This window comes from Pseudomonas sp. SH10-3B (assembly GCF_019891415.1).
Lineage (GTDB): Bacteria > Pseudomonadota > Gammaproteobacteria > Pseudomonadales > Pseudomonadaceae > Aquipseudomonas.
Window position 1 is genome coordinate 1 of sequence record NZ_JAFLXD010000018.1, and the last position, 20,406, is coordinate 20,406.

Consider the following 20,406-nt stretch of genomic DNA (forward strand, 5'->3'; position numbering starts at 1 on the left):
CGTTGATCATACGAATCACCGGCGCGCCGTCCTGGGTGTCGAGCAGGTCGGTGATCTCGGGCATGTCCTGCATCAGGCGGTCGAGGTCGACTTCGTTTTCCGCCGCACCCACCACAGCGGCGGCGCTGCCGGTGTCGGCGTAGGCGCTGGCCAGCAGACCGTCGAGCTCGTCGTCGCGTATCTGCTCAACCCGCGACTGACCGAACTGGCGCTGCACTTCGCTGATCGACCAGCCGGGGGTCGAGGGGCAGACGGTGAGCAGCATGCCGTCGGCGCCGGGGCGCAGGAGGATGCGTTGGGATTTGGCCCAGGCGTAGGGGAGCAGGCTCATGGTCGTGCACCTACAGGCACCGCGCGGATGACCGCCCTCGGCCCCGGCTGCGGCCCGCCCGGAATCGCCTTCTCCACCGACGGCAATTGCGGCGCCTGTACATCCGGCATCGCCCAGCTGTGTTCCGGCTGGGAGTGCCCCTGAACACGGCGCATGTAGTCATACCGATTCAGGGTGATCGCGCGCCCGGCACCACTGTCGCGGATGATATAAGGGCGCAGGAACACCATCAGGTTGGTCTTGGTGACCGCCCGGCGCTCATTGCGAAACAACGCGCCCAGCCCTGGAATACTCGAGAGCCACGGCACCGCTTCATTGCTCTGGCTGTAACCGTCCTGCAGCAGCCCGCCAAGCACCATGATCTGCCCGTCGTCGAGCAAAATACTGGTATCGATCGCGCGCTTGTTGGTGACGATACCGGCCGACGCCGCGCTGCTGGACGCACGCTCATCGATACTGCTCACTTCCTGGTAAATATCGAGTTTGACCGTGCCACCCTCCGAGATCTGTGGCCGCACATTCAGCTTCAAGCCGACCTCTTCACGGGTGACCGTCTGGAAGGGGTTATTGCTGGTACCGCCGCCACCGGTCACGTAGCTGCCACTGACAAACGGGATAGTCTGACCAACAAAAATACTCGCCGCCTCGTTGTCCAGGGTCAGCAGGTTCGGCGTCGACAGTACGTTGCTGCCGCCTTTGCTTTTAAGCGCGCGGGCCAACACCTTGAGGTCCATGACCTTGCCAATGCCGGGCACATCCACGGTACCGTTGATGAAGCCGAGGCTGAGCCCGCCAGGCAGCACATCAACGCTGGTCTTGCCATTCAGGTTGAACCCCGCACCACCCAGGTTAGTACCGCCAACCACACCTTTGCCGGCCAGGTCGCCGCTCTGCCACTGCACGCCGAACTCGTTGGCATCGTCCTCGCCGACTTCCACGATGAGGCTTTCAATCACCACTTGGGCGCGGCGCTGGTCGAGCATGTCGATGACTTCACGCAGGTTGCGGTACAGCGGCTCCGGGGCGGAAATCAGCAGGGTGTTGGTGGTCGAGTCAGCCTGGAGGGTCACGCCACCGGCGGTGAAGGCAACGTTTTGCTCATTCGACTGCCCGCCGGGCTGGCTGCTCGAGCTGCTGGTCGTCTGCGCCGACTCATTGGCGCTGGTGGTACTGCTTTGGCCACTGCCCTGTCCGGTCTGGCTGCCGGAGGTATTGGCGCCCATTGCGCTGAGCACCGACCGCGCATTGTCACCGCCACCGCTGTCGCTTTCACCGGTGAGCAACCCGCGTAACGACTGCGCCAGTTTCGCGGCCTGGGCGTTGCGCAGGTACACCACGTGCAAATTACTTGGGTTGGCTTGGGCGTTATCGAGCTTGTAGATCAAGTTGCGCGCCAGCTCGGTCCGCTCCGGGCTGCCCGCGCGGATCACAATCGCGTTGGAGCGCGGGTCTCCGACCACGGTGATTTTCTGGGTAGGGTCACTGCCCGGCTGCTCCAGCAGTTGCGAGACCATCTCGGCAATATCCACGGCGATCCCGTTTTGAACCTGCACCACGTCGGTGTCGATGGCGCTCGGTGTATCGATGCCGTCGATAAGCTGCGCCACCCGCGCCAGGTTCTCGGCGTAGTCGGTGACAACGATGGTGTTGTTGCCCGGATAGGCGTTGATCGGGTTGTTTGGCGAAACGATGGGCCGCAGTACCGGGATCAGGTTCACCGCGTTTTCGTATTGCAGGCGGAAGGTGCGCGTGAGCATGCCGTTGCCGCTCGGCTTGTCGGCACTGTAGATCGGCCCGCCGAGCAGCTTGGCATCGGCCTCGGGCACCACGTGCGCGATACCGCCCACGTCCACCACACTGAAGCCCTGCATGCGCAATGCCGCCAGCAGCATGTCGTAGGCCTGATGCGCCGGCACCTGCCCTTCGGAAACCAGCGTGAGGGAACCCTTGACGCGCGGGTCGACCAGGAACTGCTGCCCCGTCGCGCGGGACAACGCCCGCACCACGGCTTGAATGTCGGCCTCGACGAAATTCAGCGTGACCGGTTGATTGCCCAGTGGCGCACTCGGCGCCGCGCCGCTGTGACCGGCACTGCTGGCGCGCGCTGGGTTGGTGACCTTATGCAACGGCCGCGCCTGCCGTTCGATCTGCACCTGCGCACGCTGCCTGTCTACCAGTGCATCGCCGCTGCGCTGGGTGGTGGCGAGGGGCAGCCCGAGTTCACTGTCCAGCGGCACATCCGCTGTGGGCTGCGAGCTGCACGCACTCAGTGCGAGCAACAGAAACGGCGCAGCCGTACGTCCATAATGGGAACCTGACCACTTCATGATGCTTCCTTAGCGCCGTTCACCTGATCCATACGGACGATTCCTGAAAGAGTGCCTGCCGTGTCATCGGTCGAGGCTTCGCCTGTGCGTTGCAGACTTGCCTCGACCACCTCCAGCGAAAATTGCCGTGGGTCACTCAATAACCAGCCGAGTACCGCATCGGCGGGGGCCGCGTCCAGTGTCAGTCGCCAGGACAGATCCTGGGCCTGCAACCGGTAGTGCCCCGTCAGTCCGGCGGCGTCGAGGGATTGCCGCAATGAGTGTTCAAGGTCCAGCCCGACAGGCGTGGTGACCTCGCGAAGCAACAGCGCCAGTGCCTGGCTCTGGGCGCGCAATTTCGGGGTTTCGGCGTGCCAATAGTCAATGTTCTTGAGCGCCGGCTGGATCAGCGACAGCCAGACCAGCAGACCGGCGAGAAACACCGCCGCGCCGCTGACCATGGCTTTTTCGCGCGGGGCCAACGCTTTCCAGCGCCCTCTCAAGAGCATCCATATCTGATTATTCATCGTCGTTTTCCATGCTGGAATCACCCTCAGCCGACGTCGGTTCGGCCAGCGCGCTCAGCGTCCAGATGCGCTCATTACGGTTGGCAGAAAGTCCCGCCTGGCTCAAGGCCGCGTGCACAGCGCTGTCGGCAGCGGGAGTGGCTTCGGCGGTCATCTGCACCTGCAACTGGCGCTGGCTGAAGGTCAACTGCTGGACGCCGCCGGCCATGAACGGCAGCGCAATGGCGGCTTGCTGCACCAGGTAAGCAAAGTCGTGACTGGCCTGCGCGGGGCCGCCTCCTTGCCGGATCGCCAATTGCTGGCGAGCCTGTTGCAGGGGATTGAGAATCACCGGCAGCTCGGGAAATGCGCGCTTCACACGCTGGCTCATCTGCTGCTTGAGCTGCTGGCCCTGCGCAACCTCGCGGGCGGCGTAAAGGTTGAGTCCGGCTACCCAGACGCCCACGGCCAACGCACTACAACCCAACGCCCGCCCCCACCCCGCCGCCTGTGCAGCGTGCTTACCAAGGCCGCCGTGCAAGCCCCAGCCTGGGGTGGCACCGTCCCAACGCTGGTGCTCCGTCGGCCACAGCACTGTTGCGCCCGTGGCGGCGAGTGCCTCCAGACGGGCCTCAACCAACGGCTCCACCGCGCCATGTTCGCGGGAGAAACGCAGCAGTAACTGGCCCGCCACCACACACGCGTTGACCTGCCCGGCCGGTGGCACGGCTAACCGGTAAGGCGCGGGATACAGGCCACTCAGTTTCAGCCGGTGCTGCATCAACAACTGACCGAGGCGATCCAGTCCAACCTGGGGCAGCCAGCTCAAATACACCTGCCCGTCGGCATGCCGGGCGCTGTGCGCCACATGCATCTGCTCGCTGCGCCCCAGGATCAACGCCTGCGCGGCGCAGGCAACGGCCGCATCGATACGGGCGGGTGAAAGAGGCGGAAGCTCTATGCGCGTGAGTACCGTGTCCATGGGGTGAAGGAAACACTCGACGGCCTGAGACTTGGCCTGCTGGCCCAACTGAGCAAGGGTGCTGATGCCGGTCTGGCTGACACGCCCCTTGCGGTCCAGTTGCGCAAACTCCAGCTCGGCGTCTGACGTCAAGTTCTCCAGTGGCGGCAAGGCCAGGCGCAGGCGCGTCATACGCCCAACCTCGACCAGATGACCCTGGGCATTGCGTCTTCGGGACGATGCAGCAGCGCAGCCATGTGAACACGGCGCTGATTGCGGCGGGCCTGACCTTGGAGCAGGAACCATTCACTGGTGATCCCGACGTTGAGCTGATCCACGTTCAGGTTGGGCAAGCGCGCGCGGTTAACGAAGTCGCCGCGATTGATAAACCACTGGCCGCGATCACGCTCGGCGACCAGCGCCTTGGCCTGCGCCAAGGACAAACCCGGCACCACCGCAGCCAGCACTTCAGCGCTGGCGGTATTGCTGTTGACCCAAGTGTTGACCGGAATAATGCTGACGTAGCGATCTAGCCGCGCCAAGAGCTGCTCATTGACGCCTTCGATACCGCTTAACTGATCAAGACTGCGCAGCATTGGCTGGGTGGCGGGTAATGGCGGGGGCGGCTGTCCCACTGTTGAGGCAACCGGACTATGTGGGTAGGCCGCAATTACGCGCTGGCTGATGCGCTGCGCCAGGCGTGCCTCGACACCGATCATTTCGCACAACCGCTCAAAGCTGCGCATCTGCCCGAGATCAACATGCTCCTGGGCGATTAAATTGCGCAGATTGAACTTGCCTTGCAGGTCCTCAAGGCGACCTTCGAATTCGCCGTCCTGAGCGGTGCTGATCGGCCGGGCCCAAGGCTGATCAAGCCGCGTCAGCACATCCTGCTCGCGGGCGTCCCGGAGCAGTCGCCGGCTGACTTCCAGGCCGCCCAGCAGTGCGGCACTGCCCTGCACTCGCGCCTGTTCGGCCTCAAGTGAACGGGTAAAAACGCTCTGGCGGGTGAGCATGCCGGCGGCGAGCACGGCGACCACCGCCGCGATCAGCATGGCGCTGATAATCGCCATGCCGCGCTGTTTCGCCACTGTCGGCGAGTGGAATTTCATGGCGGCGCTTAGAGCTGCCAGGATCCGATATCGGCATTCACACCGTCGCCGTCAGGCTGGCCATCGGCACCGAGGGAGAAGATGTCGACTTCGCCGTTCGCGCCGGGATTCAGGTAATGGTAAGGACGGCCCCAGGGGTCGTTGGGCAGGCGCTCCAGATAAGAACGCCAGTTGGTATTTTTTGCATCTGCCGGGCGCTCGACCAATACCTTGAGGCCCTGGTTCATGTTCGGATAGGTGCCATGGTCGAGACGATAAAGCTTGAGCGCCTGCATCAGGCCGGCGACGTCTTGCTTGGCCGCAATCGCCCTGGCCTGGTCCGGGCGGTCCAGCACTTTAGGCACGACAATCGCCGCCAGAATGCCGAGGATGACCACCACCACCATGATCTCGATCAGCGTGAATCCTTGCTGAGCGTGGCGGGCGCGATGCCCATATTTGATGCGCGCGAAATCCATATCCACCATCCTTGGCTTGATCCTAATTCGGCGCGCAGTGTAACAAAACTAACTATCTGGATAGCAAAAATAATTGGCCGCTGCCCGCTGCGCTCTGAGTGCTACTCTACGGCGTGTTTTTACGCCAAGAGTGACCCATGGAGCTGTCGCGCAAGGAGCAAGGTTTTACGTTGATCGAGGTGCTCGTGGCCTTGGCGATCATTGCCGTGGCGATGGCGGCGGCGGTCCGCGTGGCAGGCTTGATGACCCAGAGCAATGGGTTGCTGCGCGACCGTTCGATGGCGCTGCTGTCGGCTCAAAGCCGGCTCGCCGAACTGCGCCTGGAGGGGCAACTGCCCAGGGGGCACAAAGCGTTTGACTGTGATCAGGGGCGTTTGCAATTGCGCTGCGAGCAGAGCATCGCACCGAGCGCCGATGGACGCCTGATGCGCGTCACCGTGCAGGTGTCGGAGCGCAAGCGCGAGGCGCCGCCGCTGGCGCGGGTGGAAACGCTGCTCAACCCGCCGAAGCAAACGTCACCGTGAGCGTGCTCAGGGCTGGGTCAGTCGCGGTAGAACCACCGAGTCCGGCAGCGTGCTGACCTTAATCCGGGTGTGCTGGGTGCCCCGCTCAATCACCACCGCATCGCCCTCGATCGCCGCCAGGCGCACACCCTGGGCCAACGACTCGCCCACCAGGAAACTGCGCGGCGGCCCCTCGTTCAGGCTCAGGATCGCCACCGCCCCGCGCGCGCCCGCCATCAGGCCGGAGACCTTGATGTCCACCGTCGCCGGCTGGTTGGAAAACCACTGTAATGCCGGGGTATCCGGGCGAGCGGCCAAAGCGGGCGGCTCGACCTGCGGCACCTGGGACTCGGCCGACGTCAGCAACACTGAAGACCAGACCAACACACCCGCGAATGCCGTGGCCAATGCCACTGCCTGCACCACACGCGGCGCGGTCAAACGAAAAATAGCGACCAAGACAAAACCTCCTTGTTGTCCTGCCGGGCAGTCTACAGGAGAGACCCACGACGAAGGAGCGTTGTGTCATGAGCAAGGCCAATCAGCAAGGCTTCACCCTGATCGAGTTGATGGTGGTCCTGGTGATCATCGGCATCGCCTCAGCGGCGATCAGCCTGAGCATCAAACCCGACCCGTTGCAGTTGCTGCGCAAGGACGCCAACCGCGTGGTCCAGATGCTGCAAATCGCCCAGGCCGAAGCCCGGGCCGATGGCCGCCCGATCACTTGGCAGGCCGACAATAAAGGGTTTCGCTTCAGTCGGCGCAACGCGTCGGGCCAGGGCCGGGATCACTTTATCAACGACCCGCAACTGCGTCCCCGTGCCTGGGAAACCCCCTCGATGAGCGTGCGCGTAATCCCCAGGCAAACGGTGATACTGACTGCCGAATGGTTGGCCTCCCCCTTGCGACTGCAACTTTCGGATGGCCAGCATCGCCTCACCCTTGAGCGCACGGCGACCGGACAAATACGCGTGGCGAACCAACCATGAAAACAGACCAGCACGGCTTTACCCTCATTGAGGTCATGGTGGCGATCATGCTGATGGCCATTGTCAGCCTGATTGCCTGGCGCGGCCTCGACAGCGTGAGCCGGGCCGACAGCCATCTGCAGGCCAGCACTGAGCAGACCGAGGCGTTGTTGCGCACACTCAACCAGTTGGACCGCGACCTGGATTTGCGCGCCAGCATCGAACTGCGAACGCCAAGCCTGAACGATGACGAGCAGCCCGACGGTCTCTCCGCAATCAACGTGCGCAGCGCCGACAGGCGTGATTTTCAGCTGAATATCATTCGTAGCGCAGCGCTTCCCGAAAACGGTTTGCAACGGGTGCGCTGGTGGCTGGAGGGTGACACGCTGTACCGCGCCATATCAGCGGCCAGTGATCGATACCCGCTCCCGGCCCCCAAAAAAGCGCTGGCCGTCTTGTCCGGCATCAGTGACCTGCAGGTACGTATCTGGGAACCGGGCCAGGGCTGGCGCCAGCTCGCCGGCAACCGCAAAGCCGATCCCCTTGGCCTGGAAATCAACCTGACCCGCCAGACGCCGCAGGGCGAAGAACGTTATCGGCAAGTCTCGGGCCCCCTGCACTAAAAGCCTTCATTACACCGTCGCGTTTGGCACCAAAGGTCTTATCGCGGCGGTGTCCCCAGCGTCTGCCGACCGAACACCAAGCCCAAATCCCCTGCAGCTCGTCGCCCGCAATCCCGCGATCAATGGGCCGGCTGGTTGGTCGTGGTCGCCGCCTGGAACAGGATTTGTGCGACGAAATCGACTTCCTCTGCTGTGATGATCAGTGGTGGCAGGAACCGCACCGTCGCCCCGTGACGCCCACCGAGTTCGACGATCAGGCCGTGCTTCAGACACGCCTGCTGGAATGCCTTGGCCCGAGCCGTGTCCACCGGCGGGTGACCCTGGACATCGAGCGGGCCTTGCGGATCGACAATCTCCATGCCGAGCATCAGGCCGCGACCGCGCACGTCGCCCACCCAGGCAAACTCGCTCTGCAGGGCCAGCAAGTGCTTGCGCAGGTGGGCACCCACTGTTTCGGCGTGTGCTGCCAGGCCTTGTTCGCGGATAAAACGCAACGTCGCCGTACCGGCGGCCATGGCCAGTTGGTTACCCCTGAACGTGCCCGCGTGAGCGCCCGGCTGCCACACATCCAGCGAGTCGTTGTAGACCATCACCGACAGCGGCAGGCCACCGCCGATGGCTTTGGACAAGGTGATCACGTCTGGCGTGATGCCCGACTGCTCGAACCCGAACATCCGGCCACTGCGGGCAATGCCACACTGGATTTCATCGACAATCAACGGAATGCCGTGAGCCTGGGTCAGGCGTCGCAACTCTTGCAGCCAGCGATCAGGTGCAGCAATCACCCCTCCTTCCCCCTGGATGGGTTCAAGAATCATCGCGGCGGGTGCGGTCACACCACTTTCAGGATCATTGAGCAGGTGCTCAAGGTAACGCACATTCAGCGTGACGCCCTGGTCTCCGGCGACACCGAACGGGCAGCGGTAATCGTGCGGGAATGGCAGGCGCTGGACGCCGGGCATCAGGGCACCAAGGGCGTTTTTCGGCGACAGGTTGCCGCTGATCGCCAGCGTCCCCAGGGTCATGCCGTGATAAGCCCCTTCAAACGCCAGTATCGAGTGACGACCGGTGGCAGTGCGGGTCAGTTTCAGCGCGGCCTCGACGGCATCTGCGCCACTCGGGCCGCAAAACTGGATGCGTGCGTTGCGGGCGAATGCTGTCGGCAGGCTGCCGAAAATCTCTTGTACGAAGGCATCCTTGACTGGCGTCATCAGGTCCAGCGTGTGCATGGGCACACCTGCTGCCATGGTCTGGGTGATGGCTTCGATAATGAGCGGGTGGTTGTGACCCAGCGCCAACGTGCCAGCGCCGGCCAGGCAATCGACGAACACCTGCCCGCGACTGTCCTGCACGTAAATGCCGTAAGCACGCTCCAGCACCAGCGGAATACGCCGCGGATAACTGCGCGCGTTGGACTCCTGCTGTTGCTGGCGCTCCAGCATCGGCGTGGGATCGAGGCAGTAAGGCGCCGATAGACCGGTGTGCAGCAGGCGTAGTTGTAGCGCACCACCTGCTGTGGCATTCGGAAAAACACTCATGATGTCCTCCAGGGAGGCTGGGCTTGGAAGGAAACGGAGCGGCCTGCCGGCGGATGCCCTGGGCCGCGTCAACCTTGAAACCGAACGCGGGGAGTCAGCCTCCCCGCGCCCATGGGGTTACAGGTCGTAGCGCAGCGCCAGACCCATCGTGCGTGGCGCGCCGGCGTCGATGATGTCGCCACCACGGTTGTTGGTGACGTATTCCTTGTCGAAGGCATTTTTCAGGAAGCCGGATACGGCAATGTTCTTGGTGACTTTGTATTCGGTGCTGAAGTTGGCCAGCACGTAGTTGTCGCTCCTGCGCTCGCCGTTGACCTTGCCGGCGGCATCAAACTCGTATTCCGACGGTGCTGCGCTCTGGTAAGTGACGTCCGTGTTGAACGTCAGGCGATCGTTCCAACGGTAAATACCGCCCACCGACATCTTGTACTTGGGCGAATACAGGAACGCTTCGCCGCTGCGGTCCTCGCCATTGCCTGCGACGAAATCCTTGTACTTGCCATCGGTGATCGCGCCACCCACGGTCAGCGTCAGTTGCTCACTGAGGTCTTTCTCGACAAAGACTTCCAAGCCCTTGATGTCACTGCGGCCCGCGTTGTACACGTTGATGATGTTGCTGTTGCCTTGCCGCACGCTGACCTGCTGGTCTTTCCAGTCGGTGTAATACAGGTTGGCGCGGGCGCGCAGGCTGTCGTCGAAGAATGAGCCGCGGTACGACAGCTCATAGTTGGTGGTGTATTCAGGGTCGTACGCTTCGTGACCGGTGCCGGAGCGCACATTCACGCCGCCGCCGCGATAGCCTTTCTGCACCATGAAGCCCAGGTATTGCCCGGCGGCGAGTTCGTAGTTGATCCCCAGTTTTGGCAGCAAGGCGGCAAACGACTTGTTGACCTTCGCGGGTTCGGAAAGGTCGTCCTCCTTGATGTCGGTGTCGTTGGTTTCGTGGTCGTAGCGCAGGCCGGTGACCAGTGTCCAGCGCGGGGCGAACGTCCAGTTGACCTCACCGAAAAGCGCCTTGTTTTCGATGGTCGTGTCGCCCTTGACCGTCACCGCCAGCACATCGTCGAATAACAACCGGTCGTGAAAATTGTTGGTGTTGTGGCCGTAGTAGGCGCCCACAAAACTTTTGACATCATCGGAGGCGTAGTTCAGGCGCAGTTCCTGGCTGAACAGGTTGCCGTCCTGCCTGCGCAGAATGACTTCGTTGGCGTCTGCCGTCTGGTCGAAGTCCAGGCGGTTGCTGTAGTCGGACTGGGTGTTGACCGTCATGCTGGTCAGGGACCATGCATCGTTCAGGCGATAGTCGACCTTGGCGCTGACGGTGTCCTGCTTGAGGTTGTCGAACGCCTGGGTGTCGGACGAAATCTTGTAATAGCGGACCTTGTCGTTGACGCGCATCACCGAGTTGTCGCCCTGCCGGTGTTCGCTGTGGGCGTAAGTCAGTAATACGTCGACATCATCGTTAGGCAGGATCAGCAATTTGCCGCGTGCATTGCTGGTGCGGTGCGGGTTGGCGTCCTTACCCAGGGCAACGTTATCGATATAGCCGTCGCCATCTTGCCGATCCAGTGCAATACGCCCGGCAATCTTGTCCTCGACGATCGCCCCGCCGCCGGCTACCGCCAAGCCTTTCTCGCCATAGCTGCCCACGTTGGTTTGTGCAGAGAAGCTGGGTTGGAACGTCGGGTTCTTGGTCTGGATAACCACGGCACCCGCCAGGGAATTGCGCCCCTGGGTGGTGGACTGCGGACCAAGGAACACTTCGACCTGTTCCGTATCCCACAAAGGGTTCGGGCTCAGGGTCAATGCACGGTTAGGCTGTACGGCCCCATCGACGTACACCGATACGGCACCGTTCATGGTTGCCGGCCCCTGGTCATCGAAACCGGAAACCGGCACACCACGAATGCCCCAGTTTTCGTTGCCGGCCTGGCTATACACGCCAGGGGTGCGAGCGAATACATCGACCAGGCTGTGATCGGCCTTATCGCGCAGTTGCTGCTCGGTGACCACCACGACACTCGATTGGGTCTGCTCAAGGGTGCGGTTGATCTTTTCGCCTGTCACCGTGATCGGAGCGATCTCCATGGCGCTCGACGGTTCGGCAGCCCACGCGCTGTTAGCCAGGCACACGGCCGACCCTACAGCCAACGCAATTGTATTTTTTTTGAAATTCACGCCCCGCTCCCATGCGACAGATATTTGTTGTTTTTCGACCGGCCAGACGCTCTTTCGGCCCAGCGTGGCGGAGTCTAATCGAAAAAAAAAGTTAAAGGAATAAGATTGATAATGGCTCTCATTCACGACTAACATGTCGCCATGTAACAGAGCGCATACATTTCAATCGCGCACTGCGCCGGTAGCCTCTGCCCTGCTTACAAGGCCCGTCCACGCTGCTCGATTGAACGAATAAAGATAAAAAGGATGTGCAAAGAATGATCTCAATCGAACACCTGAGCGGGCGTTCCGAGTCTTTCTGCCTGGCTGAAACGGACGGCGAGCAGTCGCTGCCCGTGCTGGTGCAAGCGACCCCGGGACAGTCGATTCATCATCTCGATGCGGCGGTCCGCGACGCGCTGCCCAATGCGCTGACGACGGCAGGCGGCGTGCTGTTTCGCGGTTTCAGCGTCCCCACTCCGATTGATTTCAAGCGCTTTGCCGCCAGTTTCGGCGCGCCGCTGGCCAGCTATGAGTTCGGGTCCACACCGCGCAGCAAGGTGTTCGCCGGCGTCTACAGCTCCACCGAGTACCCGGCGCACCAATTCATCCCATTGCACAACGAACAGGCCTACACCCGGCCGTGGCCTTCGCACATCTGGTTCCACTGCATCAAGGCCAGCGAAACCGGGGGCGAAACACCGATTGCCGACAGCCGCCTGATCTACCAGCGCATCCCCGCCGAAATCCGTGAACAGTTCGCCAGTCGCGAGCTGCTTTATGTGCGCAATTACAGCGGTGCGCTGGACCTGCCGTGGCAGAAGGTGTTCAACACCGAAGATCGCGCCCAGGTGGAGCGCTATTGCCAGGACAACGACATCGAATGGGAATGGAAAGCCGACGGTGACCTGCGCACACGCCAGCGTTGCGCCGCCGTGCTGCAGCATCCCGAGACCGGTGAGTGGGTCTGGTTCAATCAGGCACACCTGTTTCACGTCTCGGCGATCGAACCCGGCGTGCGCGCCAGCCTGCTTGCCGCCGTCGGCGAAGAGAACCTGCCTCGCCACGTCTACTTCGGCGACGGCTCGGCGATTCCCGATGAGCTGCTCGACACCGTGCGCGAGGTATATCGCCAAACCGCCATCAGCTTCCCCTGGCAGCCCGGCGACATCCTGATGCTCGACAACCGGCTGGTCGCACACGGCCGTAATCCTTTCACCGGTGACCGCAAAGTCATCGTTGCCATGGCGTGAATCCCACCATGTCCTCATTCAATCACTGGATCGAAGTGCTGGAGGCCAACGCCCTGCACTTCCCGCAGCGTGCTGCCCTGCATTTTCTGCCGGACGGCGTCGAGATCGGCGAAACCCTGACCTTTGCCCAATTGCACGAACAGTCGCAGTCGCTCGCGGCGGCGCTGCAATCGCGTTACGCGCCAGGCGACCGCGTGCTGTTGATGCTGCCGAGCAGCCTCGATTATGCCCGCGCGTTTTGCGCCTGCCTGTACGCCGGGCTGATCGCCGTGCCGCTGTTTGCGCCGCCGTCGCGCAAGCCTCGACATCTGGAGCGTGTGCGCAATGTGGTGGTGGATGCCGCGCCGGCACTGATCATCGCGCCCGCCGATCATTGCCAGGGCTTGCTGGAACTGGTCGAGCATCGCGTGGAGGTCATGACGGTTCAGGACCTCGGCACGCCGCCGGCCAGTGCATGGCAGCGCCCGCCGACGGATAGCGCGAGCGTGGCGTTCCTGCAATACACCTCGGGCTCGACCGGCACCCCAAAAGGCGTTGAGGTGCGCCAGCGCAACCTGATCGCCAACGTCGAGCTGATGCGCCAGGCCTACGGCTTTGACGAGCACGGCGGCATGGTCAACTGGCTGCCGCTGTACCACGACATGGGCTTGATCGGCGGCCTGCTCGCCCCACTTTACAGCGGCATGCCGTGCTACCTGATGGCGTCGCAGACCTTCGTCAACGCCCCCTCTACCTGGCTGCAAGCGTTAAGCCGATACCGCGCCACCGCCAGTTTCGCCCCCAACTTCGCTTATGCCCTGTGCAATCGCGTGGTCAGCGACACCCTGATCGCCCAGCTCGACCTGAGCGCCTGGCAGCACGCGATCAATGGCGCCGAGCCGATTCATCCGGGCACGCTGGACGCATTTGCCCAGCGTTTCGCCGCGTGCGGCCTCAATCCACTGGCGATCAGCCCAGGCTATGGGCAGGCTGAAGCCACGCTCTGTGTGAGTGCCACACCGGCCGATGCCTTGCCCGTGGTACTGCGCCTGGACAAAGCCGTCCTCGAAACTGGGCGCGTGGCCCTGGCACTGGCGGATACGCCGGCGGTGGAGTTCGTGGCCTGCGGTTTCCCCCAGGCGCTGCACAGCATCGCCATCGCCAATCCGCAGACCTTTGAACGCTGCGCGCCCGACCAGGTGGGTGAAGTGTGGCTGCAAGGCCCCAGCAACGCCGAAGCCTACTGGAAAAACCCCGAAGCCAGTCGCGAAGCGTTCGCCGCGCAAATCGTCGGCGAGCCGGGCCATTACCTGCGTTCCGGCGACCTGGGCTTCATGCATGAAGGCCAGGTGGTGATCTGCGGACGCTTGAAGGATCTGTTGATCCTCAATGGACGCAACCTGTATCCCCACGACATTGAATTTGCCATTACCGACAGCGAGCCGGGTATTCGCACCGGGCGCATCGCCGCGTTTTCGCAGATGGACCCGCTGCTGGGCCGCGAGAAGCTGGTAATCGTGGCTGAACCACAACGCAAGTTCGTCGACCCGCAGCATCATCCGGCGCTGTTTGCGTCGCTGCAAAACGCCGTGCGCGAAGCCGCCGACTGTGGCATTGACCAGATCGTGCTGGTCGAGGCCGGCACCATCCCGATGACCACCAGCGGCAAGATCGCCCGCCAGGGCGCGCGCAAACAACTCGCCGCCGGCACGCTGAGCATCATCGCCCAGAGCGGTGGCCAGAGTGCCGTCCCCTTCGACACCATAAGCCTCAGCGAACTCAAACAACGGGCGAGCCAAGCGCCCGCATCGGCGTACGCCGCTTGCAAGCAATGGCTTGAACAGACCCTGCGCGAGGTCAACCCTTACATCGCCGTGGAGGTCGAATCGAGCTTGATCGGGCTGGGTCTCGACTCCATCAGCGTGGCGGACTTCGCCGCCCGCCTGCAACAGGACCTTGGCTGGAGCCTCGATACCCAGAGCCTGTTCGGCGAGCAGACCCTGGCCGAATGGGCACATGCGCTGCAGCATTTCCTCCAGCAACCGCGCGCCACCCTCGAGGCACCTGCGGCGCACATGCCATCGAGCAACCACCGCCAATCGTTCGCCCAAAGCCGACTGTGGTTCCTGCGCCAGTTGAACCCGGACGACACCCGGCACAACCTGGTACTGCAGCTGAAATTGCACGGTCCACTGGACATCGAAACCCTGGCGCTGCGGCTCAATACCCTGGTCGAACGTCATGGCGTGTTGCGCACGGTCTATCGCGAGAGCGCCACCGCACCGCAGCAGCAGGTCCTGCCAGCAAGCCCGGTCGCGCTGGACTGGCACGATCTGCGCAGCCAGGCCGAGCCTCAGTCGCTGCAAACGCTCAACGCCTGCCTGGCCAGGGAACACGCCACGCCGCTCGACCTGCAAGCCGGGCCCGTATTGCGTGCACAACTGCTCAGCCGCAGTGATCAACAGCACGACCTGCTCCTGACCCTGCACCACATCGCGTTCGATGGCCGCTCGGCGCAGATACTGCTGGCAGAACTGGCCGGCAGCGCCCGCGCTGAACTGCCCGTGCAATATCTGGACTTTGCCCGATGGGAAGCCAACTACTGGAGCCCGCAGCGGATCGCTGAACAACAGGACTTCTGGCGTGAGCATCTGGCGCACATCCCGCAAACCCTGGCGCTGGGTGGGCCAGGCCAGAGCCACGGTGAGCACAGTGTGAATTTCACCCTGCCCGAGACCACGTGCCAGCTGCTTGCGACGTTGGCCCGCGAGCACGGCATGACCCTGTTCATGCTGTTGCTGGCCAGCTATCAACTGGTCATCCGGCAATTGGGCGGCCAGTCGCAGTTCCTGCTGGGCACCGACGTCAGTGGTCGCCCATTGGCGGAACACCACGACGTCATCGGTTTCTTCGTCAACCAGTTGACCTTGCGCTGCGACCTCCAGGGTGAGCTGACACTGGCCGGCTTCCTCGCACGGGTTCGCGATCAGGCCCGACTGGCCTACGCGCACCAGGGCCTGCCCTTCGACCTGGTGGTCTCGGCACTCGCGCCGGAACGCCGCGCGGGTCACTCGCCGCTGTTCCAGGTCAAGTTGAACTACCAACCGTCACGCGTGGCGCCGAGCGTTATCGCCGGCGCCCAATTGTCGGCGCTGGACGTCGCACAAGCGCCGGGCGACTTCCATCTGGTGCTCGACCTGGTGCACGGCAGCGCGGGTATCGAGGCGAACCTCAAGTATCGCGGCGAGTACTTCGACCAGGACCGGGCATTGCGCCTGCAACATGTGTGGACACGCCTGCTCGACGAAACCCGCCCGCTTCTGGACGAACCCCTGTCGGTCATCACGCAATGCATCAATAACTGGGACCAGACTTTCCAACGCGAACGCCAGCAGGCCCAGGCCCAGGCCGGTCGCGGCCAGTTGATGCAAACCAAACGTCGCTCCCTGCCCCTTTAACCGAGTTGGATGCCTTTATGTCTATCGTGCCCCCATCGCCTCGCGCCCTCGGCGCCGTGCGTCGCAAAGCCATGAACGTCTCGGAACAGCAACTGGTCAGCGAGCGTCTGCTCAGCCCGGACCACGCCCTGCCACTGGTGATCGAACCCGCCGTCAGTGGTGTCGATCTGGTTGCCTGGGCCACCCGCGAGCGCGAAAGCATCGAACAGAAGCTGCTGCAGTACGGCGCCGTACTGTTCCGCGGTTTTTCGGTAGGGTCCGTGGAGCAGTTCGACCAGGTGATCGCCGCGCTCTCCCCCGGCGCACTGGAATACATGTTCCGCGCCTCGCCGCGCACCCGGGTCGGCGGCAACATCTACACCTCGACCGACTACCCGGCCGACCAGATGATCTTTGCGCACAACGAACACTCCTATTCGCCGCGTTTCCCGCTGCGCCTGTTCTTCTATTGCCATCTTCCGTCCGAGACCGGTGGCGAAACGCCAATCGGCTCGACCCGTGCAGTGAAGTCGCGGATCAGCCCTGAAATCCAAGCGCGCTTCCGTGAAAAAGGCGTGCTGTACGTACGCAACTACGGCGATGGTTTCGGCCTGCCATGGCAAACCGTGTTCCAGTCCGAAGACCGCCAGGAAGTCGAGGCCTACTGCGCCAGCGTTGGTATCGAAGTGGAATGGAAAGACAACAACCGCCTGCGCACTCGTCAGCGTGGCCCGGCAGTGGTGCGCCATCCGCGCACCGGCGAAGAGGTCTGGTTCAACCACGCGACGTTCTTTCACATCAGCACCCTGCCGCCGTCGATTCGCGACTCGCTGCAAAGCAACTTCACCGATCTTGACCTGCCGACCAACACCTTCTACGGCGACGGCGAGGCCATCGAAGCCGATGTGCTGGAGTCGTTGCGCGCCGCTTACCTCGACTCACTGGTGAAGTTCAGCTGGCAGCAAGGCGACGTGTTGTTTATCGACAACATGCTCGCCGTGCACGGTCGCGAACCCTTTACCGGCAAGCGCGCCATCATGACCGGCATGGCGGAAGCCTTGCTGCAGAGCGACGTCGCCGTCTGATTTCAACGGGTGCTCCGGTGATTGGCCGGTGGCGTGTCCTTTATTGACGGGCACGCCATGGCGCCGCTGGCGTGCCCCGCTTTCAAGCCCAATTTCCAGTCGAGTTGAACATGAGCGGACTCCAAGGTTTTCGAATTTCGCCGCAGCAGGCTTCTGTGTACCCGCACATCAACGGCGCCACCGAACATCCGTTCTGTTGCCATTTGCAGTGGTGCGTTTCGCGGCCACTGCACGCCGACAGGCTGAGTCAGCGTCTCCAGGCCCTGACCAGCGCCAGTGAAATCCTGCGCACGCGGCTGACGCCCGTGCCGGGCCTGCGGCATCCGGTCCAGGTGATCCACGACAGCGGTGCACCGACCGTCACCGTGCAGGACCTGCGTCAGTTGAACGCCGCCGATCAAGCGGCTGTATTGAAGCGTCTCGCCACCGAATCGCGCGAGTGGTCCGAACCACTGGCCGTCACGCTGGTGCAGTTGTCGGATGAACAATGCCTGCTGGACCTCGCCGCTGCGAGCAGCCACTTCGACCTGCTCAGCCTGGAACACTTGGCCAATCTGTTGTTGCAGGACACCCCAGAGGATGTCAGCGAAGCCCTGCAATACGCCGACTACGCCGAGTGGCGCTGGAGCCTGGTGGAAGACGCCCCGGATCATCCGGGCGTGAGTTTCTGGAAGCCCCTGAGCGAAACCGAACAACCGGCTTTGCAGCTGTCCCTTGAGTCCGTCAGCGGCCAAGGCTTTGCCCCAGCCCTCGTGCACTTGCCGCTGCCCCTTGAGCTTGCGCAAAACCCGGCTCTGTCGGCCAACCTGATGCTGACGGCCTGGGCGACGGTGCTCGGACGTCTTGCCGGCCAGCAGCAAGTCCCGCTGACGCTGATCCATGAGAGCCGTGGTGCAGAACTGGAATTCGCCCTGGGCCTGTTCGAACAATGCCTGCCGCTGCGCATTGAGCTCGCTGCGCAGTCGACCCTGCTGGAGCAAAGCCGGCACGTCGGCGACATGATCGAGCGCGCGGTGGGCTGGCAGGACTATTACACCCTGAACCTGGACGGCGGCTATGCCTTCGCCTGGCGTGTGGGCGATGCCCGCGAACACCATGCCAGTGCGGTGATGGCCCCGGTCAAGGCGTGCCTGAACATCCGCCAATTGCCCGACCGCCTACAGGCCCACGTGGTGTTCGACCAACACCTGCTGAGCCACGAGGCCGCCACGTGCCTCGCCGAGCAATGGTTGCAACTGCTTCAGAGCGCGCTGGCCAACCCGCAACAGGACTGGGCACAGCTGCCGTTGAGCGGCCCGCTGCAAACACAGATCATCGCGACGCAAGCGGAGTCGCCGGTCATCGAACAAGTGACCCTGGTTGAGCTGATTGCCCGCAAGGTCGCGCAACAGCCCGATGCGATTGCCCTGAGCGACCAGGATGGCGACCTCAGCTATGCCGACCTGGATGCCTGTGCAACGCATCTGGCGCGTCAGTTGGTGGCGGCCGGCATCGGCGCCGGCGTACCGGTCGGCATTCTGTTTGCGCGCAGCAACGCGGCCATTGTCGCCATGCTTGCGGTGCTCAAGGCCGGTGGTGCTTATGTCCCCGTTGATCCTGCCTACCCCGCAGATCGCCGCGCCTACATGCTCGCCGACAGCGCCATTGCGCACATCGTGGTCAGCGCCGGGCTGGCCGACAGTGTGCCGGCCAGCCTGCGCCGATTCGTCCTCGACGACCTAACACCGCCGAGCAGCCACGACCTGCCGCAACTGCCGATGCCAGGCGCGGATGACCTGGCTTACCTGATTTACACCTCGGGCTCCACCGGCGCACCCAAGGCCGTGGAAATCAGCCACGGCGCACTGAGCTACTCGACCCAGGTCCGCATGGCGGCCTATGACGCACCGGTGCGCGCGTATCTACTGCTGTCCTCGTTTGCCTTCGACAGCTCGGTAGCCGGGATTTTCTGGACCCTGGCCCAAGGCGGGCGCCTGGTCTTGCCCGCCCCCGGCGAAGAGCTGGACATGCCACGCCTGGCCCACCTGATCGGCCAGTATCAAGTCAGCCACGGACTGTCGTTGCCCTCGCTCTACCAGGCGCTGCTCGACCAGTTGCAGCGCACCCACGGCGCCGACAGTTTCGAGTGCTGGATCGTGGCCGGCGAAGCCTGCCCGCCTTCACTGGTCGCGCAACACCGTAAAACGCTGCCGCAGGCGCGCCTGGTCAACGAATACGGCCCCACCGAAGCCACGGTCTGGGCCACTTATGAGGTACTGGAGCCCAACCGTACGCTGACCATTGGCCGACCGATTGCCGGCATGGACCTGCGCGTGCTGAACGAGCACGGCATCGCCAGCGGCATCGGCGAAACCGGCGAAATCGTCCTCGCCGGCCCGACGCTGGCGCGCGGTTATCGAAATAAACCTGAAGAAACCGCCAAAGCCTTCGTCACTCTGGCCGACGGCACCCGCGCCTACCGCACGGGCGACCTCGCCTGCTGGCTGGCGGATGGACGCCTGGCGTTCCTCGGCCGCAAGGACCACCAGGTCAAGTTGCGCGGCTACCGCATCGAGCTCGGCGAAATCGAACGCCAACTGTGCAGCCACAGCGACGTGCGCGAAGCGGCGGTGATCGTGCAGGAACACGCTGCCGGCAAACGCCTGCTCGCCTACATCCTCGCAGCTCATGGCTACGCGCCGGACTCCGAAGCGATCAAGGGCTTCCTCGCCGAACGCCTGCCGTCCTACATGGTGCCGGCGAAGGTGCTGACCCTGGCGACCTTCCCGCGCACCCCCAACGGCAAGCTCGACACCCGCCAATTGCCCGACCCGGACCAGCTCGACGAGAACAGCCATGTGGCCCCGCGCAATGCCATGGAAACCACCTTGCAAGCCATCGTCGGCAAAGTCCTGAAGCTGTCGAACGTGAGCGTCACCGAGAACTTCTTTGCCATCGGCGGCGACTCGATTCTCAGCCTGCAAGTCGTGGCGCAGGCCCATGAGCAAGGCATCGCGCTATCGGCCAAACACGTTTTCGAACGCCAGACCATCGCCGCCATGGCCGAAGTCGCGCAGCCACTGGTCGCGGGCGCGGCAGAAACGCAGCCCGAGAGCACCGAGTTCAGCGCGTCAGGCCTGTCCGATGACGAAATGCAGGCGTTGATGGCCGAATTGAACGAGTCCGACCTGTGATGGATTGCCCTCGTCG

Annotated in this window: 15 protein-coding genes and 1 pseudogene; 7 read left to right on the top strand and 9 right to left on the bottom strand. The window is 63.1% G+C overall.

All coding sequences use genetic code 11. The annotated features are described in order from the left end of the window. The 6 genes and pseudogenes from J1G35_RS15325 to gspG all read right to left on the bottom strand — a co-directional run. A pseudogene (locus J1G35_RS15325) lies at window positions 1-331 on the bottom strand (type II secretion system protein GspE); the annotation flags it as partial. Next, window positions 328-2,658, bottom strand: a complete 2,331-nt coding sequence (gene gspD / locus J1G35_RS15330) for a type II secretion system secretin GspD (protein WP_223015340.1) — start codon at window positions 2,656-2,658, stop codon at window positions 328-330. The gene gspD and the pseudogene J1G35_RS15325, both read right to left, overlap by 4 nt. Beyond that, entirely contained in the window at window positions 2,655-3,164 is a 510-nt protein-coding gene (gspM, locus tag J1G35_RS15335; protein ID WP_223015341.1) for a type II secretion system protein GspM, read from the bottom strand. Before gspM ends, gspD begins: the two co-directional genes overlap by 4 nt. Then, window positions 3,157-4,296, bottom strand: coding sequence for a type II secretion system protein GspL (gspL, locus tag J1G35_RS15340; RefSeq protein WP_223015342.1), 1,140 nt, complete (start codon window positions 4,294-4,296; stop codon window positions 3,157-3,159). The genes gspM and gspL overlap by 8 nt, the downstream gene beginning before the upstream one ends. Next, a complete protein-coding gene (gspK, locus tag J1G35_RS15345; RefSeq protein ID WP_223015343.1) occupies window positions 4,293-5,216 on the bottom strand; it encodes a type II secretion system minor pseudopilin GspK in 924 nt (307 codons plus the stop codon). The genes gspL and gspK overlap by 4 nt, the downstream gene beginning before the upstream one ends. Window positions 5,217-5,224: 8 nt before the next feature. Continuing rightward, on the bottom strand, window positions 5,225-5,674 hold the full coding sequence (gene gspG / locus J1G35_RS15350) for a type II secretion system major pseudopilin GspG (protein ID WP_053139740.1): 450 nt from the start codon (window positions 5,672-5,674) through the stop codon (window positions 5,225-5,227). Window positions 5,675-5,811: 137 nt separating this feature from the next. Between gspG and gspI the strand changes: the two genes are divergently transcribed. Further along, entirely contained in the window at window positions 5,812-6,198 is a 387-nt protein-coding gene (gene gspI / locus J1G35_RS15355; RefSeq protein ID WP_053139743.1) for a type II secretion system minor pseudopilin GspI, read from the top strand. A 6-nt stretch (window positions 6,199-6,204) separates the two neighbouring features. Here gspI and J1G35_RS15360 read toward each other — a convergent pair whose 3' ends face one another. Continuing rightward, a complete protein-coding gene (locus J1G35_RS15360) occupies window positions 6,205-6,636 on the bottom strand; it encodes a type II secretion system protein N (RefSeq protein ID WP_053139745.1) in 432 nt (143 codons plus the stop codon). A 68-nt stretch (window positions 6,637-6,704) separates the two neighbouring features. Between J1G35_RS15360 and gspH the strand changes: the two genes are divergently transcribed. Further along, on the top strand, window positions 6,705-7,166 hold the full coding sequence (gspH, locus tag J1G35_RS15365; RefSeq protein WP_223015344.1) for a type II secretion system minor pseudopilin GspH: 462 nt from the start codon (window positions 6,705-6,707) through the stop codon (window positions 7,164-7,166). Further along, window positions 7,163-7,768, top strand: a complete 606-nt coding sequence (gspJ, locus tag J1G35_RS15370) for a type II secretion system minor pseudopilin GspJ (protein WP_223015345.1) — start codon at window positions 7,163-7,165, stop codon at window positions 7,766-7,768. The genes gspH and gspJ overlap by 4 nt, the downstream gene beginning before the upstream one ends. Before the next feature lie 119 nt (window positions 7,769-7,887). Here gspJ and J1G35_RS15375 read toward each other — a convergent pair whose 3' ends face one another. Next, window positions 7,888-9,306 carry a diaminobutyrate--2-oxoglutarate transaminase gene (locus tag J1G35_RS15375; RefSeq protein WP_223015346.1) on the bottom strand — a complete coding sequence of 473 codons (1,419 nt, stop codon included), beginning with the start codon at window positions 9,304-9,306 and terminating at the stop codon, window positions 7,888-7,890. 117 nt (window positions 9,307-9,423) lie between these two features. Next, window positions 9,424-11,484, bottom strand: coding sequence for a TonB-dependent receptor (locus J1G35_RS15380; RefSeq protein ID WP_223015347.1), 2,061 nt, complete (start codon window positions 11,482-11,484; stop codon window positions 9,424-9,426). Between the two features lie 257 nt (window positions 11,485-11,741). On the opposite strand from J1G35_RS15380, the gene J1G35_RS15385 reads away from it, so the two are divergent. From J1G35_RS15385 to J1G35_RS15400, 4 genes are all read left to right on the top strand, one after another. Then, a complete protein-coding gene (locus J1G35_RS15385; RefSeq protein ID WP_223015348.1) occupies window positions 11,742-12,716 on the top strand; it encodes a TauD/TfdA family dioxygenase in 975 nt (324 codons plus the stop codon). An 8-nt stretch (window positions 12,717-12,724) separates the two neighbouring features. Then, complete coding sequence (locus J1G35_RS15390) at window positions 12,725-16,153, top strand: condensation domain-containing protein (protein ID WP_223015349.1); 3,429 nt, start codon at window positions 12,725-12,727, stop codon at window positions 16,151-16,153. Between the two features lie 17 nt (window positions 16,154-16,170). Beyond that, window positions 16,171-17,217, top strand: coding sequence for a TauD/TfdA family dioxygenase (locus J1G35_RS15395; RefSeq protein WP_223015350.1), 1,047 nt, complete (start codon window positions 16,171-16,173; stop codon window positions 17,215-17,217). A 110-nt stretch (window positions 17,218-17,327) separates the two neighbouring features. Then, window positions 17,328-20,390: an amino acid adenylation domain-containing protein gene (locus J1G35_RS15400; RefSeq protein WP_223015351.1), complete on the top strand. Its 3,063-nt coding sequence runs from the start codon at window positions 17,328-17,330 to the stop codon at window positions 20,388-20,390. Window positions 20,391-20,406 lie beyond the last annotated feature (16 nt).

What these genes read in the sequence shown, in the direction of transcription:
- gspD (WP_223015340.1), bottom strand. Translation starts at nt 2,658, where the DNA reads ATGAAGTGGTCAGGTTCCCATTATGGACGTACGGCTGCGCCGTTTCTG.
- gspM (WP_223015341.1), bottom strand. Translation starts at nt 3,164, where the DNA reads ATGAATAATCAGATATGGATGCTCTTGAGAGGGCGCTGGAAAGCGTTG.
- gspL (WP_223015342.1), bottom strand. Translation starts at nt 4,296, where the DNA reads ATGACGCGCCTGCGCCTGGCCTTGCCGCCACTGGAGAACTTGACGTCA.
- gspK (WP_223015343.1), bottom strand. Translation starts at nt 5,216, where the DNA reads ATGAAATTCCACTCGCCGACAGTGGCGAAACAGCGCGGCATGGCGATT.
- gspG (WP_053139740.1), bottom strand. Translation starts at nt 5,674, where the DNA reads ATGGATTTCGCGCGCATCAAATATGGGCATCGCGCCCGCCACGCTCAG.
- gspI (WP_053139743.1), top strand. Translation starts at nt 5,812, where the DNA reads ATGGAGCTGTCGCGCAAGGAGCAAGGTTTTACGTTGATCGAGGTGCTC.
- gspH (WP_223015344.1), top strand. Translation starts at nt 6,705, where the DNA reads ATGAGCAAGGCCAATCAGCAAGGCTTCACCCTGATCGAGTTGATGGTG.
- gspJ (WP_223015345.1), top strand. Translation starts at nt 7,163, where the DNA reads ATGAAAACAGACCAGCACGGCTTTACCCTCATTGAGGTCATGGTGGCG.
- J1G35_RS15375 (WP_223015346.1), bottom strand. Translation starts at nt 9,306, where the DNA reads ATGAGTGTTTTTCCGAATGCCACAGCAGGTGGTGCGCTACAACTACGC.
- J1G35_RS15385 (WP_223015348.1), top strand. Translation starts at nt 11,742, where the DNA reads ATGATCTCAATCGAACACCTGAGCGGGCGTTCCGAGTCTTTCTGCCTG.
- J1G35_RS15390 (WP_223015349.1), top strand. Translation starts at nt 12,725, where the DNA reads ATGTCCTCATTCAATCACTGGATCGAAGTGCTGGAGGCCAACGCCCTG.
- J1G35_RS15395 (WP_223015350.1), top strand. Translation starts at nt 16,171, where the DNA reads ATGTCTATCGTGCCCCCATCGCCTCGCGCCCTCGGCGCCGTGCGTCGC.
- J1G35_RS15400 (WP_223015351.1), top strand. Translation starts at nt 17,328, where the DNA reads ATGAGCGGACTCCAAGGTTTTCGAATTTCGCCGCAGCAGGCTTCTGTG.